We start from the raw sequence: 19,402 nt of genomic DNA, 5'->3' as shown, positions 1-19,402 counted from the left end.
ATCAATCAACCGACGGAGTCGGCGGTTTTCATGGATTCGATCAACGCTTCGTAATCTTCACGGAAATACTGAATGCTGCTGGCCACCGGACCGACGGCGGCGTCGCCCAGCGGACAGAAACACTTGAAGGCCATGTTGTCGCAAATGTCGTTCAGCAGGTCCACCTGGTTGGGCTGGCCCTGCTTGGTCAGAATCTGCGACAGGATCTGGTGCATCCAGCGCGTGCCTTCGCGGCAGGGTGTGCACTTGCCGCAGGATTCGTGCATGTAAAAATAGGTGAGCCGCAGCGTCTCTTCCACCACGTTGACGGTTTCGTCCATCACGATCAATGCGCCGGAGCCGAGCATGCTGCCCGCTTCCATCAACGATTCGTAATCGTAAGGCACGTCCACCTTGTCGGCAGGCAGCATGGGAACCGAAGAGCCGCCCGGGATGAACGCTTTCAGTTTGTTGCCGTTGCGCATGCCGCCGGCCCACTTGTCGATGATGTCGCGCGTCGGCGTTCCCATCGGCACTTCGTAGTTGCCCGGCTTGTTGACATGTCCCGACACACTGACCAGTTTCGTGCCTTTGCTCTTTTCGGTGCCGATGGCGGAGTATGCTTCCGGGCCGTTGTTGAAAATGAACGGCACCGCGCACAACGTCTCGACGTTGTTGACCACGGTCGGCTTGCTGTACAACCCTTCCACCGCCGGGAACGGCGGCTTGAGGCGCGGCTCGCCGCGACAGCCTTCGAGCGAGGTCAGCAATGCCGACTCCTCCCCGCAGATGTACGCGCCCGCGCCGAGGTGCGAATGCATTTCGAGATCGAACCCCGATCCCATGATGTTTTTGCCCAGGTAGCCGCGCGCGTAGGCTTCCTCGACGGCCTTGTCAAAAACGTCCGCCAGTTCCCAGAACTCGCCGCGCAGGTAATTGTATGCGGTGTTGATGCGGCAGGCGTAGGAACACAGGATCATGCCTTCGATCAACATGTGCGGGTTCTTCATCAGCAGTTCCCGGTCCTTGCAGGTGCCCGGCTCGCTTTCGTCCGCATTGCAGCAGAGGTAGCGCGGGAACACGTCCTTGGCGAGGAACGACCACTTGAGGCCCGTCGGGAACCCCGCACCGCCGCGACCGCGCAGGCCCGATGCCTTGACCATTTCCACGATCTCTTCCGGCTGGTGCTGAAATGCTTTTTTCAGCGACTGGTAGCCGCCCAGTTTTTCATAGACGTCGATCGACGTCAGGTTGGGCGTATCGATGTCTTTCAACAGGATCAATGGGGATTCCATGGCTTATTTATACGTTTCCAGAATCTGGTCGATTCTGGTTTCGTTGAGGTTCACGTGATAGGTCTTGTTGACCATCATCATCGGCGCTTCCGAGCAGGCCGCCAGGCATTCTTCCTTCAGCAGTGTGAAGCGTTTGTCCGGTGTGGTGTCGCCGATCTCGATGCCCAGCTTGCCCGCGGTGTACTGCATCAATTCATCCGAGCGATTGAGTTTGCAACTGATGTTGTGGCAGAAGCGGATCACGTTGCGTCCCACCGGCTTGGTGAAATACATCGTGTAGAAGGTACAGACCCCTTCCACATACGCCGGGGAGACATCCAGCCTACGCCCGATTTCCACCATCGCCTCCGGCGTCACGTACCCTTCCTGATCCTGCGCCAGGTGCAACAACGGCAGGATGGCCGACTGCTTGCGCTCGACCGGGTACTTCGCCATGATCTTTTCGATTTTCTTTTCCGCTTCATCCGTGAACACAAACATCAGCGATCCACCTCTCCCATTACAATGTCGATGCTGCCGATGATCGCCACCACGTCGGCGATGTAGGCGCCTTCCATGATCTTGCACATGCCTGGAATGGCCATGAACGACGGCGCGCGCAGCTTCATGCGCATGGGAACATTCGAACCGTCGCTGACCATGTAAAACCCGACCTCACCGCGCGGCCCTTCCGTCGGCACATAGGTTTCCCCCTTGGGCACGTTGATGCCCTCCGACACCAGCTTGAAATGATGGATCAACGCTTCCATGCTGGAGTGCAGGGTGTCGCGCGCGGGCAGAGACACTTTGTTGTCCTGAATGCGGTAAGGTCCGTCCGGCAGGTTTTCAATTGCCTGCTTGATGATCTCGCGGCTCTGCCGCATCTCTTCAATCCGCACCAGGTAGCGATCGTACACGTCGCCATGCTCCTGCACGGGCACATCGAACTTGAATTCGTTGTAACGGGAATACGGGCGATTTTTGCGCCAGTCCAGATTGATGCCGGAGGCGCGCAGGACGGGCCCGCTCATGCTCCAGTTGAGGCCGTCTTCGCGGCTGAACGTCCCCACACCCTGGGTGCGGTCCAGCCAGATGGGGTTCCTGGTCAGCAGGCTTTCATATTCATCGACCTTCGACGGAAACACTTCGACGAAGTGTTTGACGTTGTTGATCCAGTCCGGGCTCGCGTCCTTGGCGACGCCGCCGATGCGGATGAAGCTGGTCATCATGCGCACGCCGGAAATCATTTCGTTGAGGTCGAGGATCATCTCGCGTTCGCGCCAGGCGTAAAGGAACACCGTCATGGCGCCGATGTCGAGGGCGTGCGTGCCCAGCCAGATGAGGTGGCTGCCGATGCGGTTGAGTTCCACCATGATGACGCGGATGTAATCGGCGCGCGCGGGCAGTTCTCCCAGTTGCAACAGCTTTTCGGCGGTCAGGCAGAAGGCGAGGTTGTTCTGCGGCGGACTCAGGTAGTCCAGCCGGTCGGTCATCGGAATGCAGTGCTCGTAACGCTTGGCTTCGGCGGTCTTCTCGATGCCCGTATGCAGGAACCCGATGTCCGGTTCCGACGACTGCACCAGTTCGCCGTCCATCTCCATCACCATGCGGAACACCCCGTGGGTACTCGGGTGTTGCGGACCCATGTTGAGGGTCATGGTGTCTTTTTCGCGTTCCAGCAGGCCTTGTTCGGTTACTCCCATGGCAATGGACTCATATCCTTTTTGTCTTTGATCAATTCCTGCTTGTGTTCGGGGTTGTGGGAGAACGCCACCTCCTCGACCACCAGCGGGTAATCCTTGCGCAATGGATGCCCTTCCCAATCTTCCGGCATGATGAGCCGCTTGAGATTGGGATGCCCTTCGACCTGAAACCCGAACATGTCGAACAGTTCGCGTTCCGGAAACAGCGCGCCTTTCCACAACTCCGACACCGTCGGCAGCTTCGGGTCGTCTTCATCCAATCCAACCCGGAGGCGGATGCTGTCGCCGCGGTCCAGGTTGTGCAGTTCGTACACCGCCTCGAAACGCGGCTCGCGCTCCATGTTCAGATAATCGACGCCGGTGATCTGCGACAGGTAATGGAAATCCAGTTCCGCACTCTCTTTAAGGAAACCCGCAACCTTCAGCAGGTTCTCCACCTCCACGTGCACCACGGCATCGCCAAGAGCGACTTCCGCCTTGATGATGCTGTCCGGCAGGGAAGCCCTGATCTTTTCAACGAGTTCCTCAGCGGTCATGCCACCCTCTGTTTCGCCCGATCGGTGCCGGCGTCGTTCATGATTTTTTCCTGCAGCTTGATGATCCCGTAGATGAGGGCTTCCGGACCTGGCGGGCACCCCGGCACATAGACATCCACCGGCACCACGCGGTCCACGCCCTGCACGATGGCGTAGTTGTTGAAAATGCCGCCGCAGGAGGAGCAGGCACCCATGGCGATGACCCACTTGGGTTCCGGCATCTGCTGGTAAATGCGTTTGAGCACCGGCGCCATCTTCTGCGACACGCGTCCGGACACGATCATCAAATCCGCCTGGCGCGGCGAAGCGCGGAACACTTCCGCCCCGAACCGGGCGGCGTCCCAGCGGCTGTTGGCCATGGCCATCATCTCGATGGCGCAGCAGGCCAGCCCAAAAGTCGCGGGCCACAATGCATTCTTCTGGGCCCAGCCGATCACCTTCCCCAGCTTCGTGGTGAGGATGGTGTCGTACATGGCGCCGGAATAATCGGCGGACAACTGCTCCCAGGCATCCTGGGCATTCAATTTCAAATTATTGACTTCGGTCTCAATGTTATCGACCGCTTCATCCATCAATCCCATTCCAAACCTCCTCGCCCCCATATATAGATGTAGGCGACAGCCAGAATCGCAACAAACAGGACCATTTCCACCAAGCCGAACAGTTGCAGCTGGTCCAGTGCGACGGCCCAAGGGTACATGAACACCACCTCGATGTCGAAGATAATGAAAAGCATGGCGATGGTGGCAAACCGGACGGGGAACCGGCCTTTAGCCTCTTCGGAGGGGAGCATCCCGCATTCGTAGGCGATGTTCTTTTCGGCATTGGCTTTGCGCGGACCCAGAATCATGGAAAGAAACAGGATTCCGAGAACGATAACCAGCGCCACGACGGCAAATACGCTTACAAAAATATATTCGGTCACGTGGAATTTCCGTTTATATCTTCAGGGAAGAGGGGCTGCCGGAACAAACACAGCAATTTCAAACAACTCCACCTTCCGCACCAAGGTTTCGGGAAGGCGGTATCAAGGCGTTTCCCATCCATACAAACCCATTCTACCCAAAACCCGATCGAGGGTTCCAGAAACTACTGGAATGGGCGATTATATTAGCCTCACCATACCCTGTCAATTGCTGTTTTCCCTTCCGGGCTGGGGAACCCCTCCCTGGCGCACCCAATGCCTAATCAGCGGAAATTCAGGGCTTTATCAAAAAAGGCTGCAAAAAAAGCCACCCTCTGGCTGCGGTAAAAGAGGCAGAGGAGCGGTTCGAAGGCAGCGGGCGCGTACGCCACCTGCAGTTTCCGGCACAGGCGGGCACTCTTCCCCAGTGGAGGGAAGCGATTCCGGCTTGCCGCCGGTCACTCTTCCATGTATTCGAGATGGAGGCGGTAGATGAGGCCGGAGGGGTTGTCTTCCGGGGCCGCGGCATCTGGATTGGCGTAGTTGATCACCTCGAAATGGATTTCGTTGGTGCCCTCGCGCAGGAAGTCGTCGCAATTAATGATGAACGGTTCCGGGTACTCCGCTCCACCGTAATCCTGTTTCAGGCCGACGTCGTTCACGGTGATGCGGCAGACATCGTCGGCGCGCAGAAACAACTCGGCGCGCGGCATGGCTTTGACTCCTGGCGGGATGTCGAACTTGAGGCGGAAGCCGTGCTGGCTGCCGGTCTTGGCTTCCTCCAGCGTCAGGCGTTCGCGGATCCACACCCACATGCTTCCCTTGATGCCGCGCCAGTCGTCGCTGGATTCGCAGATTTCGGCCGTGCGCCAGCCTTCGGTTTCGGGATCGTACACCTCCGTATCCTTGCCGCTGACGAACACCTGGGTGCGCGTCTTCGGCCCCTCCCCCACCTGCCAGCTTGGCGGGAGCGGTTTGCTTTCCTGCCACATGACGTCGTTCAGGTCGCGGTAATGATCGTACAGCCCGTGCTTCTTGTTGATCAGCACTATGCTCGGCCGCTGGAAATTGCGCCCGAGGTAGGGACCGATGTCGGCGACGATGAGCCCTCCCGGCTCTTTCGCGTCGAGGGAGATGAACGAGTGTGACGGAATGAACCGGTAGGTGTGCACGACGAACTTGCCCTTGGCCGGCGACTCGACGCTTTCGATCTCCTCCTGCAATTTCTGCAACAGCAGGATCGAGGTCTTGATCTCGTTGAGGAACGTCGATTTGCCAAATGCCTGACGGCTGATGAGATCGACCACCGGCGACTGCGGGTCCATCATCAACAGCTTGACGTTGACGCCGCTCAGCACTTTTTCCCGCAGCAACTCGCGGCTGCCGGTCGAGATGGAGAGCAGCGACGTGCCGCCGATATAAATTTCATGCTTCACCCGCCGGAACAACTCCTCGAACGACGTGGCATTGCCCAGCTCCGACCGGTTCTTGTAAATGCCCTGAATGCCGAGGCGCACCGCGTCGGGGTTGACGATCTCCTCCAGCGCGTCCTTGTATTCATTGAAGGTGAGCTCGCGCAGGAACAATTCGTAGCCCAGCGACACCACGCCGATCATGGCGATCAACAGGGCGAACTCCTTGACCGGATGCAGCCAGATGCTGTGTTCCGGAAACACTTCCGGAGCCAGGATGTAAGTCGCCCCACCGGCGACGAAAATCATCACCGCCAAAAACACCACGCGGTCGCGGATCCACATCCGGAGGGTCGGGCCCTTTCCAGCTTTCTTGTTTTCGATCATTTTAAATGAGCCTGAACGGGTAAATTGATTGGACCTCGATATTACAGCAACCTACGGGGATTCACAAGACGGTTGAGCGCTTCTCACAGCTTTCTAATGCTTCCTCAACTGAGTCCTGACTTGCGGCGCAGAAACCACTCCAGAAACAGGAAGCCGAGGATCAACCCATACGCGCCCCAGGTGTCCCAAAGCGATACGAACAGCTTGCTGGTTTTGATCTCCACGTCCGGGTTGGGGAAGGTCAGGCTGTCCAGACGCGTGTCCGCCCGCAACACCTGGTAGCGGCCGCCGGTCACCTCCGACAGCGTCTTCAACAGTTGCGGTTGCACGCGCGGCTTCTGGAATTCCACCCGCGGACTGGTGACGCTGAACAGCTCTTTTCCGGTCAACGTCTGCTCGCCCACTTTCGCGGAAACCTGCGCCGCATAAAAGCCTTCACGACCGGGATGGAACTCGTAGCGGCCTTCGCCGTTTTCATCCGTGACCACCGATTCGCGCACGATGGAAGTCTGATCGGGCCAGGTGGTCAACATCAGGTCCACCTTTTTGCCGGCGAGGGGATTGTAATCCTCGTTCACCAGTTTGAACTGCACCAGCACCTTTTCGTGCTCGCGGTATTTTTCCTTGTCGGTCTCGACTTTCAGCAGCCGCGTTTCCGGATCCCCTGTCAACCAGGCGAGGATGTTCTCCCACAGCTTCTGGTAATGGCGACCGCTGCCGCCCTCGCCCACGCGCCGGAAATTCCAGTACCACAGAGAATCGGTGGCGATCATCAACGTCCGCCCTTCGCCCACCTTGCGCGCGGCCAGCACCGGCTGTCCTCCCCCTTTGCCTTGAGAGGAGGCCAGCACCTGCGCCCCCTGCGCCCGGACCAGTCCCCGGTTCAAGCCCTGCAACGGCGGCAGCGATTGCCAGGCCTTGCGGTTTGTCTCCTTGCTGCTTTCCAGTTGCAGGATGGGATGGTTGCCGAGGCGATCGGCGATTTCAATCTTGACCGGTTTGTCTTCAAACGGGTTCGAGGCGTGCCGCAGTTGAACCGGCAGAATTTCTTCCACCGGAGTGCGTTCGTAGCCGCCGCCCTGAAACGACAGGCCGCCGCCGATCATGAGAAACGCGCCGCCTTCCTCCACGTAGGTTTTCAGATTGGACAGGTATTTTTTGTCGAGAAACGGTTTGAAACGAAAGTTGTGAAACACCACCAGATCGAACGACCCCAGGTAGTCACTGAGCAGCAGGTTCGACGGAAACGGGATGAGACTGAGTTCCGTGGTCGGCGCATCGACGTCATCCGTCAGCGTGCGCAGGATGAAAAACGACAGCAGGTCCACCTTCGGGTTGTTGATCAGCACCTCGCGCAGGAACCGCGAGTCCCAGGAAGGGCGTCCGTTGAGGTGCAGCACGCGCAGGCGGTCGCGCACCACCTTCACCTGGAAATCCCAGCGGTTGTTGGTGTCCACCGCCTCCCCGGCGAACACCGGCACCGTCAACGAATAAATATGCTTGCCCATTCTGGCAGGCATGAACTCCATCTCCACCGTATAATCCTCAACCCCTTCTTTCAAAGACACCACCTGAGACACCAGGATTTTGTTGCCTTCCCGCAACACTACCGGAATGCCTTTGTTGCCGATGCCGTACGCGCCCAGGTCCACCGTCACCTTGACAGGTTGGTTGACGAAACCGAAATCGGCGGCATCGACATTCTCCACCGCGAGGTCCTTGAAGTTTTCATTGCTCCCCGCCTGCAAGGTATGAACGGGGCCGGCCAGCCGCACCAGCGTCTGCTGAAAACCCTCGGACAACGCCGCCGGATCCTGAATGAGATCGGCGCCGTCGGAAAACAGCATCACCCCCTGCAAGGATTTTTTCTCGTACTGCTTCACCACCTCGCGGAACACGCGGGCCAGATCCGTGTTCACGTTGGCGGGTTGGTAGCGCACCGCCACCTCCCCGGCGCGGACGGCATCGATGTGATCGGACACGAAGTAGTAATCGACGTTGTACTTCCCGCCGAGCTGCTGCAACCAGGGTTGATTGGCCTCCAGCGCCTTTTGTACCGGCTGCATGCGCGGCACTTCCTCGGGAAAGGTTTTGATAGTCATGCTTTTGCTGTCGTCGATGAGTACGGCGATGGAGTTTTTGAGCGGCTGGATGTTCTTCAATTCAAGACGCGGTTGCAGGACGACCAGCGTCAATAAAGCCAGCACCGCCACACGCAGGGCATAAAGAAACAGTTTGCGCGGCAGGTTCCGCACCTTGCGCAGGCTCGCCCAGAAAAACCAGAGCATGAGCGGAGCCAGCACGCCCAGCGCAATCAGTATCCAGCGGCTGCCTTCCAGCGCCCAGTGCACCTCCCATGCGTTGTACTGTTCCCAGTTCTGCCCGAACAGCTTGCCTATGAAATTCATCGGCCGGAATACCTCCTGAGCCGTTCCAGAATAATCGGCAGGTGCACCATGTCCTTTTTGTAATCGAGGGTGAAGGCGTACATGACGATGTTGACGCCGAGCCTCAGGCTGAGTTTGCGCTGACGGTAACCGCCGCCGACCATGTCGAAATTCCAGTGGCCGAGTTTGTTCTTCGACCAGGCGCCACCGAGATCATTGTTTGCATACACCAACACCGTGCGGCCTTTACTGGTGATGCCCTCCAGGTACGGTTTCACCACGACACGCCCCACCACCTGATTGATGAGGTAGAACGAGCGGAAAATCGAGTGGTCGCGCGGGATGCGTTCCAGCGGCGTGTGGGGATACACCCGCTCCAGCATGCGGCGCACGGACGCATCGAACCCGGAGTTGGACTGGCCGGAGTTGTCGTCGATCAACAGGAATCCACCGAAGTTCAGGTAATCGCGCAACGCGTTGATGGCGTCGTCCGTGAACGGATCGAAGGCGCGGTCGCCTGCCATATAAATGAAGGGATGGTGAAACAGGTTGGGATCGTTCGGCGCCAGCTCCAGCACCTCGCGCTTGACCTCGATGGAGGTGCGCTTCGCCACCTGCGCCAGCAGACTCTCCACCGCATCGGGCCGCGGCCGGTACGATCCACCTTGATACTTGATCTGGGGGATGATGAGCTTCGAGCCTTCGCCCTCGGCCCGGACCGGTGCTTCACTGAAAAAAATCCCGAACCCGATGATGAGGGCCCAACACACAAACGACTTCAAAAAGGACAACGGAAAACTCCGGTTCGGATGGCATGCACGTCGCAAAGGAATCATATAATAATGTTAGCAAATTAACAAAGCCCCCGGACTCAATTTCAATTCGGTTGGCCCGGTCTCGCCTGGGGTGCTATAGTGGAACGATTTTCTTAAAGGTTACCTTATATGAACCGCATCATCCTACTGAATCCCGGCCCGGTCAATGTGACCGAGCGCGTGCGCCAGGCCCTGCTGCAACCGGACCTCTGCCACCGCGAACCGGAATGCGCTCAGCTGATTCAATCCATCCGCAGGAAACTGCTGACGGCGTTCGGGCTGGATCGGACTTTTCTGACCGCGCTCATCAGCGGCTCCGGCACCGCGGCCCTGGAGATGGCCGTGTCTTCCTGTCTCGGCGACGGGCAGTCGCTGCTGGTGGTCCGCAACGGCGTGTACGGCGAGCGCATCGCCACCATGGCCGCCGCCCACCGCATGCCGACGGTGACGCTCGATTACGAATGGGGCCAACCGCCCGTGCTGGACGACATCGAACGGGCACTCACAGCGCATCCGGAGATCGGCGTGGTGGCCCTGGTGCATCACGAAACCACCACCGGTCTGCTCAATCCCGTACACGAGGTCGGCGAACTCGCACACCGTCACGGCAAAAAATTATTGATCGACGCCATCAGCAGCCTGGCTGGAGACGCCCTCGATTTCGAACGCAGCCACGTCGATTACTGCGTCGGCACCGCCAACAAATGCCTGCAGGGGTTCCCCGGCGTGTCCTTCGTGCTGGTGCGCAAGGAGGAAATGGATGCGCTGGCGCAACACCCGGCGCGCTCGGTCTATTGCGACCTCTACAAAAACCTCAAGGCGCAGGAACAGGGCGAGACCTTGTTCACGCCCGCGGTGCAGGTGCATTATGCGTTGGACGCGGCGCTGGACGAATTGATCGAAGAAACGGTGCCCGCACGCATCGAGCGCTATGCCACCGCCGCCCGCATGCTGCGCAACGGGTTCAACGACATGGGCTTCGAATACCTGGTCGATGCCGCTCACCGCTCCAACAGCCTGACCGCCCTCAAGCTGCCGGACGGCATTCCTTACGAAACGCTGCACGATGAATTGAAGAAACAGGGTTACGTCATTTATGCGGGACAGGGCGGGCTCAAGCAGTCCATCTTCCGCATCGCCAACATGGGTGATATCCGCACCGAGGAGTTTCAACGCCTGCTGGACGTGTTGAAAGCGTGCCTGGTCAAGTCGCCTTCACTGCGGGGCTGACCTCTATGGAATTGCACGAGTTGATGAAAACCTACGCCAAGTCGCAGGGCGTGGCCCCGGCGCACGATCAGCCCACGCCCGAACTCGGCAAAAGCCTGTCCCTGTTCCACGCCTGCCTGATGGAATCGGGCCTCGAATACGTCGAGTTCCCGGACGGCCGCAAGGTGGTGTCGTCGCCGATGGAAATCAGCCTGCCTCACCTCAGCCGTTTCGTCGTCGGCTTCCTGCCGTTCAATTCCATTTCCACCCGCGCCGAAACCAACGAAGTGCTGTTCGATCTGTACTCGTTTTTTCGCTGGCTGGACAAGCGGGACATCGACCACGGCCTGCGGAGCATCAAAATGGAGCCGGTCATCCTCAAACTGACCGAATCGCAGGACCGCTGCCTGAAGCTCAGCCACCATCTGGATGAGGCCACCGGCGAGATTTTGCAGGACATCACGCACATCGTCGAGACCATCAACGATATCTTCCTCGTCACCAAAATCGACCGCGACTTCATCCACCTGCAAGGGCAGAACCACGACGACCCCATCCGGGTGCGGCTGCCGCTGGACATCATCGAACTCATCCGCCTGAAAGACAGCCTCGATCTCGTGGTCGGCGACACCTCGGACAAATGGGTGATCCTCGAAGCCGGGCAGGTTTACCCCGAACTGGGAGCCAACGAGGGTTCCGCACCCTCCAGCCCCGGCTGCTAATAACCGGATTTGACAGGCCTTTCCTTCATTTTTCCGGCTTCCAGCCTATCCAAACTTTACTTGAAAATCCGCGGGAAATGATTTAAAACACGCACTACGCGTGAACAGGCTCACCAGCCTCGTTTCATTTCTAACCCCTGCATTCCGGGATCCCGCACATTATGACCGCCACCATCAACCTTGAGGACATGAACTGGGTCGCCGTGTCGCCCGAACTGATTCTGATGGTGACGGCGTTTCTACTGCTGCTGGTGGGGTTGAAGAAAACGTACAACCAAAACGCGTACCTGGCCAAGGCGGCCGCGGCGGGCATCGTCACCGCGCTGTTGCTGTCATGCTACCTGTGGGGCATCGCACCCACCGTTGCCGACGGCGCCAATCCGGAAATGTTCAGCCACGCCCTGATCCACGACCGCTTTTCGCAGACCTTCAACCTGATCTTTCTGATCATGTCGCTGTTTGCGATCACCGCCTCGTTCCGCTATCCGCGTCCGGATCATGAGAACAAGGCCGAATACTTTGCCCTGCTGTTGATGACCGTGGTGGGGATGATGTTCCTCGCCAAGTCCGGCAACCTGATCACCGCATTCATTTCACTGGAGATTTTTTCCATCTCCCTCTACATCCTGTGCGGCTTCAATGCCAAGCACGGCACCGGGCGCGAACAGCCGGGCGATGTGGACACGCTGCCGTGGGAGACCGTGGCCTCGCAGGAGTCCACCGTCAAATACCTTTTGATCGGCGCGTTCGCCTCCGCCATCCTCGTGTACGGCATGGCATTGCTGTACGCCGGCACCGGCACCACGGAGATCCGCACCATCGGCAAACTGCTGCACGAAAATCCGTACACGCACAATCCGCTGGTCTTCATCGGCATGGCGTTGATGTTCTCCGGGCTGGCGTTCAAAGTCTCGCTGGTGCCGTTCCATTCCTGGACCCCGGACGTGTACCAGGGCGCACCGACGCCGATCACGGGTTTCATGTCGGTGGCGACGAAAGCCGCCGCCTTCGCCCTGATCGCCCGCGTGTTCTACATCGCATTGCCGGATCTGCAATCCATCTGGATGCCCTTTTTGTTCGGCGTCTCGGTGGTCACCATGCTGGTGGGCAACATCGCCGCCATTTTTCAGGACGACGTCAAACGCATGCTCGCGTACTCCGGCGTGGCGCATGCCGGGTACCTGCTGATCGGCATCGTCGCCAACAGCCAGGACGGCGTGGCCAGCATCATCTTCTATCTCGCCGTCTATCTGTTCATGAATGTCGGCGCGTTCGCCGTGGTGTACATGGTGGAAGGCGAAGGCAAAGAATCGAATTCCATTTACCGCTTCAAGGGTCTGGCCAAACGCAAGCCGTTGATGGCCGCGGCCATGAGCCTGTTCATGCTGTCTCTGGCCGGGTTCCCGCCCACCGCCGGGTTTTTTGGCAAGCTCTACGTGTTCGTCGCCGCCATCAAACAGGATTACATCCTCATCACCATCCTCGCCGTGGTCGCCAGCATGATTGCCGTGTACTTTTACCTGCGCATCATCGTGATGATGTACTTCCACGAAAGCGAGCCGGAAACCGTGGTCGCCTCCAACCGCGGCATGACCGCATTGATCACCGTCAGTTCCGCCGCCATCGTGCTCATGGGCATCTTCCCCTCCACCTTCATGCAGCTGGCTCTCTCCGCCATCCCGTCGCTGCCGCATTAAGCGGCGCATTCAAGAACCGCCCCCCTTCCGCCGTTAAGACCTTGCAGTCCCTGTTGAACCCTGCGATCCTTTGTTTATGACCCGTTACCTGATACCAGGCATCGTCCTGCTGGCGGTGGCCCTGACCGCCTGCACCGACCCGCGCACCCAGTACCAGCGGCAGATCGCCGAGTACGCGTCGCGCCTGCAACTGGACCCGGAGGATGCGGACGCGCATTACTGGCTGGGCGTGGCGTACCTTTCGGCGGGCAACTGGAAAGCCGGAGCCAACCATCTCAAAGACGCCGTGCGCCTCAATAAAAATCACACGCAGGCATTGCGCGATCTGGGCTGGGCGTTGTATCAACTGGGAGATCATGCCGCCGCTGAAAAATGGTTGCGGCAATCCTACCAACTGGATCGCAACGACCCGAAGACCGTCGCCAACCTGGGGGCAGTGCTGATCGCCGGGGAGCGTTATGCCGCAGCGGTGGGAGTCCTGACCGGAATCCTGAATAACGGTCCAACCCGTTTTGAAATCCACAACAACCTCGCCATCGCCTACAACCACCTCGGTGACAAAACCAAGGCGGTGGAACAGTTGCGCCTTGCCACGGAACGGGCGCCGCAATCGGCGCAGGCGCAGACCAACCTGGGCGCGTTGTATGAATCGTTGAACATGCACGCCGATGCCTTCAAGCACTTCAACCGGGCGTTGCAGCTGGACCCGAACAACGCCACGGCGCACTACAATATGGGCACGTATCATGCCCGCAACAGCAACCAGCTGCTGGCGCTCGGCCACATGCACGAAGCCAAGTTGCTGGCGCCGGACGACGCCACCATTCGCATCGGGTTGGGCCGCGCGTTCGCCGAACTCAAAAAATACGACAAGGCGGTGGAACAATACGAAGTGTCGCTACGCACCCGCGCCGCCGACGCGGCCACTCATTTAAGAATGGCCGAGTTGTACCATCTCAATCAGCAAATCGAAAAAGCCGTCGATTCCTACGGGTTGGCCATCAGCCTGGACCCGGACCAGCCCCAGGCGTATTACCGGCTGGCGTTGCTGTACGATCAATTGGAAAACGGAGAGAAGGCGGTGCTGTACATGGCGGTGGCGGAGAAGGAGTTCAACCGAAACGGCCTGCAGGAAGAGGCCGAAACCAGCCACTACAACCTGAACGTATTTTCACGCAAATACCATTACAACCGGCAGGATCTGAAACGGTTGCTGCGGCAGCACGATCTGGATGTGAACCCGGTCACCGTTCGAGGATAAACGTGACGGGGCCGTCATTGTGGATTTCCACCTGCATGTCGGCGGCAAAGCGGCCTTCCTGAACACTCAATCCGGTGGCAGTGCAGTGGTCCACAAACAGGCGGTACAAGCGCTGCGCCTCTTCCGGTGGCGCCGCGTTGTCGAATCCCGGACGGCGACCGCGCGAACAATCCCCCGCCAGCGTGAACTGCGAGACCACCAGCACCTCCCCCTGAATATCCAGACAGGACCGGTTCATTTTTCCCGCCTCATCGGCGAAGATGCGCAGGTTCACCGCCTTGTCCACCAGCCACGAGACTTGACCGTCGCCGTCGCCTTTGTGCGCGCCGAACAGGATCATCAGGCCATGCCCGATGCGCGCGATCTCGCTACCCTTTACCGAGACCGCCGAAGCCGAGACCCTCTGCACCACCAGTTTCATGTTGTTTGGAAAGAGAAGGTTGGTCAATACGCCCGGAAAAAGCGCTGGTCGGTGCCGCCGGGACCGACCAGCACCCACACTTCGCGGGAGCAGCGCGGGCAACGTCCTTCATACGCGGTTTCTTCCTTGTTCAGGTAAATCCGCCGATACACGTTGCAGCATTCAAACAAAATGCCGAGGAATTTTTTTTTCTTCTGATCGGGATTCATGCTCGTTCACAACCGGCCCGGCCCGCCGCAACCGGACCCCGCGGCAATGCGTGGGTTCTCACCGTCCGCGCAGCCTGTTCAAGGCCCGTACCTTCGAATCCTTAAACGCGCTGTGCGGAATGCGCAGGGCCTTGGTGATGCGCCGGATTTCCTCCGCCTCCTCGTGCGAGATGTCACCATCCGCCGCCGCCACCGCAAAGAAACAATCCACCGTCGCCACGCGGTCATTGTAGGAATACAGCTTGTTGAACTCGCGCGTCACCTCATCGAAATCGAAACCGCGCTCGGCCTGCTCCGCAACGACCTCCAGCAACAACTCCAACTCCTTGCCTTTATACTCGAAACGTTCCTTCAACACACGCAGGAGCGCCTTCTTTTCTTCCTCGTGAAAATCTTCATCCACATGCGCCACCGAAGCCAGCAGCGTGCCGAACAGGCAGAGAAAATACACATCGTCTTCGGCAAGGCGGGACTTCTTGAACCCATCGTTGGATTTCAATTCGATACTTTTCAGCACCTGGTTGCGGAAATACTGGTGCAACTCCGGATTTTTTTCATAGGCCGGTTGGAAGATGGTGGACTCAAAAAAGTTGCGGATCTTGCCCACCGTGCGTTTTGTGATGGAGGATTTTTTAAGGTGCCGGGCGAATGTCTCCAGCAACTCGCGTTCCTCGTCCTTGAGATTCTTGTCGGCACGCGCCATTTCCTCCAGCACGTCCACCACCTGCTCGCGTTCCTGTTTCGAACCGAACTCGGCCGACAACTTTTTCAGCAAGCGGTCCTGCTCCGACTGCGGCACCGGCGACAGCAGGTACGGCTTCAAGCTGTCCATCTCTTTTTGACTGAGGTGGAACTTGCGGTAAAACCGTTTCAGGATATTTTTTTCGGATTCACTCATCTCGCCATCGGCCCAGGCAATGGCGGCTAAGGTTTTCAGCAGGGTCAGGTTTTTCACAGTAGCCATATCAAACTCTTTATTTCAGATTGGTTCACTTGAAGCTGTTCACCCACAGGTGGCCGCGCCCTTCTCCCCGCACGATGCCGAAAAAGTCGAGATGGCCGTCGTTGTTGACGTCGGTGAAAGTCAGCTCTTCAAAATGCCGGTTGGCCGGCAGACGTTTGGACGATTCCTTGAGGAAACGCCATTTGCCGAGGCCGCGCTGGTAATGAATGCCCTGGCGGCTCAGTATTATGATATCAGGAATCTGGTCCGCGTTGGCATCCAGCAGGTAAACCGCCCGCGACGGATAGGCTGGAAACGCCCGCAGCGGCCCCTTGCGGAAATAACCGGAGCCGTTGTTGACCAGCACATAACTGTATTCATTTTCATACGTACGGGAACGGGGATCGATCGCCTCGTTGACCACCAGCAGATCGTTGTCGCCGTCCATATCGAAATCCGCCCAGTCCGCAAAAAGACTCTGGCTGCGGACGAACGGCAGCAGATCGCGGGTGCGGTCGGTGAACTGGCCGAGACCGTTGTTGATGAGTATGCGGTTGCGGCCGGTGTCGTACACCAGAAAAATATCGATCACCTTATCGCCGTCGTAGTCGGCGAACGACGTGCCGCGGATGCCCGCGGGCAACAGCGGCATCAGCAGTTGCGTGACATCGCGAAACTCGCCTTTGCCGTTGTTGAGCAGAAACTGCACCTGGTGCGTATCCGGATCGCCCTGGTTGAGCACATGATGCCCGGTGAAAAACAGGTCGATGTTGCCATCCTGATCCACGTCCACCATGTCCACCCGGTCCAGCCCCGGCTTGAACGGCGGCAGCCGGTAGCCCTGCGGCGTGTAAAAATAGCCGCGCCCGTTGTTGATGAGCACCTTCACCGTGTCCCCATCCTGAAAACGGCCGATGAGGACGAGGTCCGCCGCGCGATCGTGATTGAGATCACGCGCCCGCATGGCCAGGATGGTGTCGCCGGGCGTGCCCACCCAGCCGGGCCTTTCCAGTTTCGCAAAGCGTTCGGCTTTGCGGTTCAGCCAGACGCGCACCGAAGGCGTGCCGTCGGCATCCAACTCCGCCACCAGCATGTCGGGAAACCGGTCCCGGTTCACAAATGCAAACCACGCATGCTGGATCGGCTTTTCCTGCAAACCGGGGAAAAACGTTTCCGTCAAATCGAGGTAACGTTGCGCATCGGGATTGCTTTTAAACACCCCGCCCTGCGCGCAGCCCGACAACGCTGCCAACAGAACCACCAACCCCCATCCTCTCAACATTCCTGCTATGAATTTCCGGATACGAACTCTCCTTTTCCCGCTGTTCTGCGACGCGTTTACAAACCCGCCTGCGCTACAGGGGGCGGACGTTGCAGGATGTCTTCACGCAAATCCTGTTCGGCGGCGGTCAACCCCGCTGTCTGCCAGTTTCCGCCAAAATGCGCCGTCATGCCTCGATGCAAGGCCGTGCGCACGGATTCAAACTCCATGCGGCTGCCGGACAGGTCGTTGAGGGTGATGGTCGAGGTTTTCAACCACTCCAGGGGCTCACTTCCCGCTTCCCGGTTGCGGTAAATCAGCAGCGAATGGAACAGGTCGTGATCGGTGGCGATCAGCACCGAGCCGTGTTGCAGGAAGGCCCGTTGCGTGCGGCGTTGCGCACTGCCGATGAGTTTGCGATCGTGGACGGTGATCTCGCAATGATTGAGGGCTGCAAAGCAGGCGGGCGAGCGGTCGTGCGTGCCGCCACGCAGTTTTTCCCGGTTGATATGGGCCTCGGCGATGCCCAACTCGTGCAGTCCCCGCAACAGGGCCCGGCTGATGGCGGCGTACGTGGCCTTGAGGCCGCCGCAAAACAGAGGATGCGTCACCGGCGCCACCATGGAATACGTCAACTCCTCCATGTGCAGCAGGGCGCGGCCGCCGGTAGGACGCCGCACCCAGTCCACCTGCCGCTCGCGGCAGCGCTCCAGATCGATTTCCTTTTCCACCGGCTGCGAGTAGCCGATGGAAAGCGTCGGCCGACGCCAACCGTACAGCCTGAGCGTCGGCACAAACGAGGCGTCCTGCTCGCAGGTGCGGAGCAGCGCCTCATCCACCGCCATGTTGACGGCTCCGTCCTGCCTGTCATCCTCGATATACCGCCACTCGCTCACGCGTTGCCTCCACCATTTAATTTTGACGGGTTATTTTTCCTTATTATAGAATCCAATGAAACCCGTTTTTTGCAGGAAGGTGGAAAACGGCCCAATAACAGGCTTTTTCCGGAAAATCATGATCCGTCACTGGTTGCAACATTTTATGGGAGCCGCGTGCGTCTTTGCGGTGATCGCTGCGAGCGCGACCCCGGCCGCTGCCTTCAAACATTTTAAAGATCATACAACAAGCGCCGCCACCTGCCAAACCGCGTGTCACCAGCCGGAGAACATCCTGCGCGCCAGAACGGACAAAACCGGCAAGGCCGAATGCCGCGCCTGTCATACGGGAGGGAACGCCATGGCGAAACACAATCCCTTCCTCGCGCCCGGCGGCGATCTGCAAGCGGAAGACTTTGCGCCCAACCGGCGCGTGCGATCGGACCGCGGCCCGGTGCAGACCGGCAAGGCCTCCGGCACGAAAACCCAGAAAACCGCCGCCTCCCCCGGCAAGGCCATCCCCGGCATGGTATCCATCCCCGCCGGGGAATTCGTCATGGGTTCCAACGACCGCTGGGACGACGAGTCGCCGGAACACATCGCGTTGACCGAAGCGTTCTACATCGATCTTTATGAAGTGACCAACGCCAAATACAAGGAATTCGTCGAGGCCACCGGTCACGAGGCGCCGTTTCACTGGCCCAACGGCAACCTGCCCAAAGGCAAGGAGGACCATCCGGTCATCTACGTCAACTGGCCCGATGCCGATGCCTATTGCAAATGGAAAGACAAACGCCTGCCCACTGAACAGGAATGGGAAAAGGCGGCGCGGGGACCGGACGGCAACATCTATCCCTGGGGCAATGTGTGGGTGCTGACCAAATCGAACAACCCGTACAAAGGCTCGACCGGCACCGAGCCCGTTGGCAGTTATCCGGACGGACGCAGCGTTTACGGTTTGTTCGACATGTCGGGCAACGTGTGGGAATGGGTGGACAGCCACTACCTGCCGCATCCGGGCAACCCCATCCCGAAAGTGGAATACGGCCGCGAAAAACGAATTCTCAAAGGCGGATCGTGGTTTGACTGCCTGTCCTACGGCTGTGGCTTGAGCGCACCGACGTTCAACCGCGCTTTCTTCAATCCCGAAGTGCGCAACAACAGCTTCGGCTTCCGCTGCGCGCTGTCCGCACAACCGCACAAGGCGGCGCAATCCGGATCGCCCTGACGGGCCTCAACGGGAAGGTTTGCATGGGCAACCGGTTTCGAGAACGCAAAAAGGAACTCTCCAAAGATCTGGAGACGGGGGGCCGCTACAAGATCCACTGGTTCCGCCGGCTTCTGGTGTTTCTCTTCATCGTCGGCTTCTGGATCATTTACTACCACTGGAATCAGCCCTGACTCCCC

The 19,402-nt window shown here is 58.8% G+C and carries 20 protein-coding genes; 6 read left to right on the top strand and 14 right to left on the bottom strand.

Annotation, left to right across the window (positions count from 1 at the left end):
- Positions 1-5: 5 nt before the first annotated feature.
- The 9 genes from nuoF to QML71_RS04675 form a co-directional block, all read right to left on the bottom strand.
- Positions 6-1,274: an NADH-quinone oxidoreductase subunit NuoF gene (gene nuoF / locus QML71_RS04715; RefSeq protein ID WP_282010754.1), complete on the bottom strand. Its 1,269-nt coding sequence runs from the start codon at positions 1,272-1,274 to the stop codon at positions 6-8.
- 3 nt (positions 1,275-1,277) lie between these two features.
- On the bottom strand, positions 1,278-1,754 hold the full coding sequence (gene nuoE, locus QML71_RS04710) for an NADH-quinone oxidoreductase subunit NuoE (protein WP_282010753.1): 477 nt from the start codon (positions 1,752-1,754) through the stop codon (positions 1,278-1,280).
- Positions 1,754-2,956 (bottom strand): NADH dehydrogenase (quinone) subunit D, encoded by a 1,203-nt coding sequence (gene nuoD, locus QML71_RS04705; protein WP_282010752.1) that lies wholly within the window; start codon positions 2,954-2,956, stop codon positions 1,754-1,756. The genes nuoE and nuoD overlap by 1 nt, the downstream gene beginning before the upstream one ends.
- Positions 2,947-3,492, bottom strand: coding sequence for an NADH-quinone oxidoreductase subunit C (locus tag QML71_RS04700; RefSeq protein WP_282010751.1), 546 nt, complete (start codon positions 3,490-3,492; stop codon positions 2,947-2,949). The genes nuoD and QML71_RS04700 overlap by 10 nt, the downstream gene beginning before the upstream one ends.
- Positions 3,489-4,073 (bottom strand): NADH-quinone oxidoreductase subunit B, encoded by a 585-nt coding sequence (locus tag QML71_RS04695; RefSeq protein WP_345742315.1) that lies wholly within the window; start codon positions 4,071-4,073, stop codon positions 3,489-3,491. Before QML71_RS04695 ends, QML71_RS04700 begins: the two co-directional genes overlap by 4 nt.
- On the bottom strand, positions 4,064-4,417 hold the full coding sequence (locus QML71_RS04690; RefSeq protein ID WP_282010750.1) for an NADH-quinone oxidoreductase subunit A: 354 nt from the start codon (positions 4,415-4,417) through the stop codon (positions 4,064-4,066). Before QML71_RS04690 ends, QML71_RS04695 begins: the two co-directional genes overlap by 10 nt.
- 437 nt (positions 4,418-4,854) lie before the next feature.
- Positions 4,855-6,195, bottom strand: coding sequence for a hypothetical protein (locus QML71_RS04685; RefSeq protein WP_282010749.1), 1,341 nt, complete (start codon positions 6,193-6,195; stop codon positions 4,855-4,857).
- A 104-nt stretch (positions 6,196-6,299) separates the two neighbouring features.
- Positions 6,300-8,603 (bottom strand): glutamine amidotransferase, encoded by a 2,304-nt coding sequence (locus QML71_RS04680; RefSeq protein ID WP_282010748.1) that lies wholly within the window; start codon positions 8,601-8,603, stop codon positions 6,300-6,302.
- Positions 8,600-9,373, bottom strand: coding sequence for a DUF4159 domain-containing protein (locus tag QML71_RS04675; RefSeq protein WP_282010747.1), 774 nt, complete (start codon positions 9,371-9,373; stop codon positions 8,600-8,602). The genes QML71_RS04680 and QML71_RS04675 overlap by 4 nt, the downstream gene beginning before the upstream one ends.
- 153 nt (positions 9,374-9,526) lie before the next feature.
- On the opposite strand from QML71_RS04675, the gene QML71_RS04670 reads away from it, so the two are divergent.
- The 4 genes from QML71_RS04670 to QML71_RS04655 all read left to right on the top strand — a co-directional run bounded on the left by QML71_RS04670 (position 9,527) and on the right by QML71_RS04655 (position 14,286).
- Positions 9,527-10,627: a 2-aminoethylphosphonate aminotransferase gene (locus QML71_RS04670; protein WP_282010746.1), complete on the top strand. Its 1,101-nt coding sequence runs from the start codon at positions 9,527-9,529 to the stop codon at positions 10,625-10,627.
- A gap of 5 nt (positions 10,628-10,632) precedes the next feature.
- Entirely contained in the window at positions 10,633-11,328 is a 696-nt protein-coding gene (locus QML71_RS04665) for a hypothetical protein (RefSeq protein ID WP_282010745.1), read from the top strand.
- Positions 11,329-11,489: 161 nt separating this feature from the next.
- Positions 11,490-13,025 carry an NADH-quinone oxidoreductase subunit N gene (locus tag QML71_RS04660; protein WP_282010744.1) on the top strand — a complete coding sequence of 512 codons (1,536 nt, stop codon included), beginning with the start codon at positions 11,490-11,492 and terminating at the stop codon, positions 13,023-13,025.
- 76 nt (positions 13,026-13,101) lie between these two features.
- Positions 13,102-14,286 carry a tetratricopeptide repeat protein gene (locus tag QML71_RS04655; RefSeq protein WP_282010743.1) on the top strand — a complete coding sequence of 395 codons (1,185 nt, stop codon included), beginning with the start codon at positions 13,102-13,104 and terminating at the stop codon, positions 14,284-14,286.
- Here the strand turns inward: QML71_RS04655 and dtd are convergent.
- The 5 genes from dtd to QML71_RS04630 all read right to left on the bottom strand — a co-directional run bounded on the left by dtd (position 14,270) and on the right by QML71_RS04630 (position 18,016).
- Entirely contained in the window at positions 14,270-14,707 is a 438-nt protein-coding gene (dtd, locus tag QML71_RS04650; RefSeq protein ID WP_345742339.1) for a D-aminoacyl-tRNA deacylase, read from the bottom strand. The two genes, QML71_RS04655 and dtd, sit on opposite strands and share 17 nt — an antisense overlap.
- A 23-nt stretch (positions 14,708-14,730) precedes the next feature.
- Positions 14,731-14,916 (bottom strand): hypothetical protein, encoded by a 186-nt coding sequence (locus tag QML71_RS04645; RefSeq protein WP_282010741.1) that lies wholly within the window; start codon positions 14,914-14,916, stop codon positions 14,731-14,733.
- Between the two features lie 58 nt (positions 14,917-14,974).
- Complete coding sequence (locus QML71_RS04640; RefSeq protein ID WP_282010740.1) at positions 14,975-15,880, bottom strand: tellurite resistance TerB family protein; 906 nt, start codon at positions 15,878-15,880, stop codon at positions 14,975-14,977.
- Positions 15,881-15,905: 25 nt separating this feature from the next.
- Positions 15,906-17,120, bottom strand: coding sequence for an FG-GAP repeat domain-containing protein (locus tag QML71_RS04635; protein WP_282010739.1), 1,215 nt, complete (start codon positions 17,118-17,120; stop codon positions 15,906-15,908).
- A gap of 77 nt (positions 17,121-17,197) precedes the next feature.
- Positions 17,198-18,016 (bottom strand): lipoate--protein ligase family protein, encoded by an 819-nt coding sequence (locus QML71_RS04630; RefSeq protein WP_282010738.1) that lies wholly within the window; start codon positions 18,014-18,016, stop codon positions 17,198-17,200.
- A 118-nt stretch (positions 18,017-18,134) separates the two neighbouring features.
- On the opposite strand from QML71_RS04630, the gene QML71_RS04625 reads away from it, so the two are divergent.
- Positions 18,135-19,223, top strand: coding sequence for a formylglycine-generating enzyme family protein (locus QML71_RS04625; RefSeq protein WP_282010737.1), 1,089 nt, complete (start codon positions 18,135-18,137; stop codon positions 19,221-19,223).
- Positions 19,224-19,246: 23 nt separating this feature from the next.
- A complete protein-coding gene (locus tag QML71_RS04620) occupies positions 19,247-19,396 on the top strand; it encodes a hypothetical protein (protein WP_282010736.1) in 150 nt (49 codons plus the stop codon).
- Positions 19,397-19,402 lie beyond the last annotated feature (6 nt).

The sequence above is a fragment of the Nitrospina watsonii genome (genome assembly GCF_946900835.1).
GTDB classification, from domain to species: Bacteria; Nitrospinota; Nitrospinia; order Nitrospinales; family Nitrospinaceae; genus Nitrospina; species Nitrospina watsonii.
The sequence above is the reverse complement of the archived record's forward strand: the minus strand, read 5'-3'. Positions and strand labels throughout refer to the sequence as shown.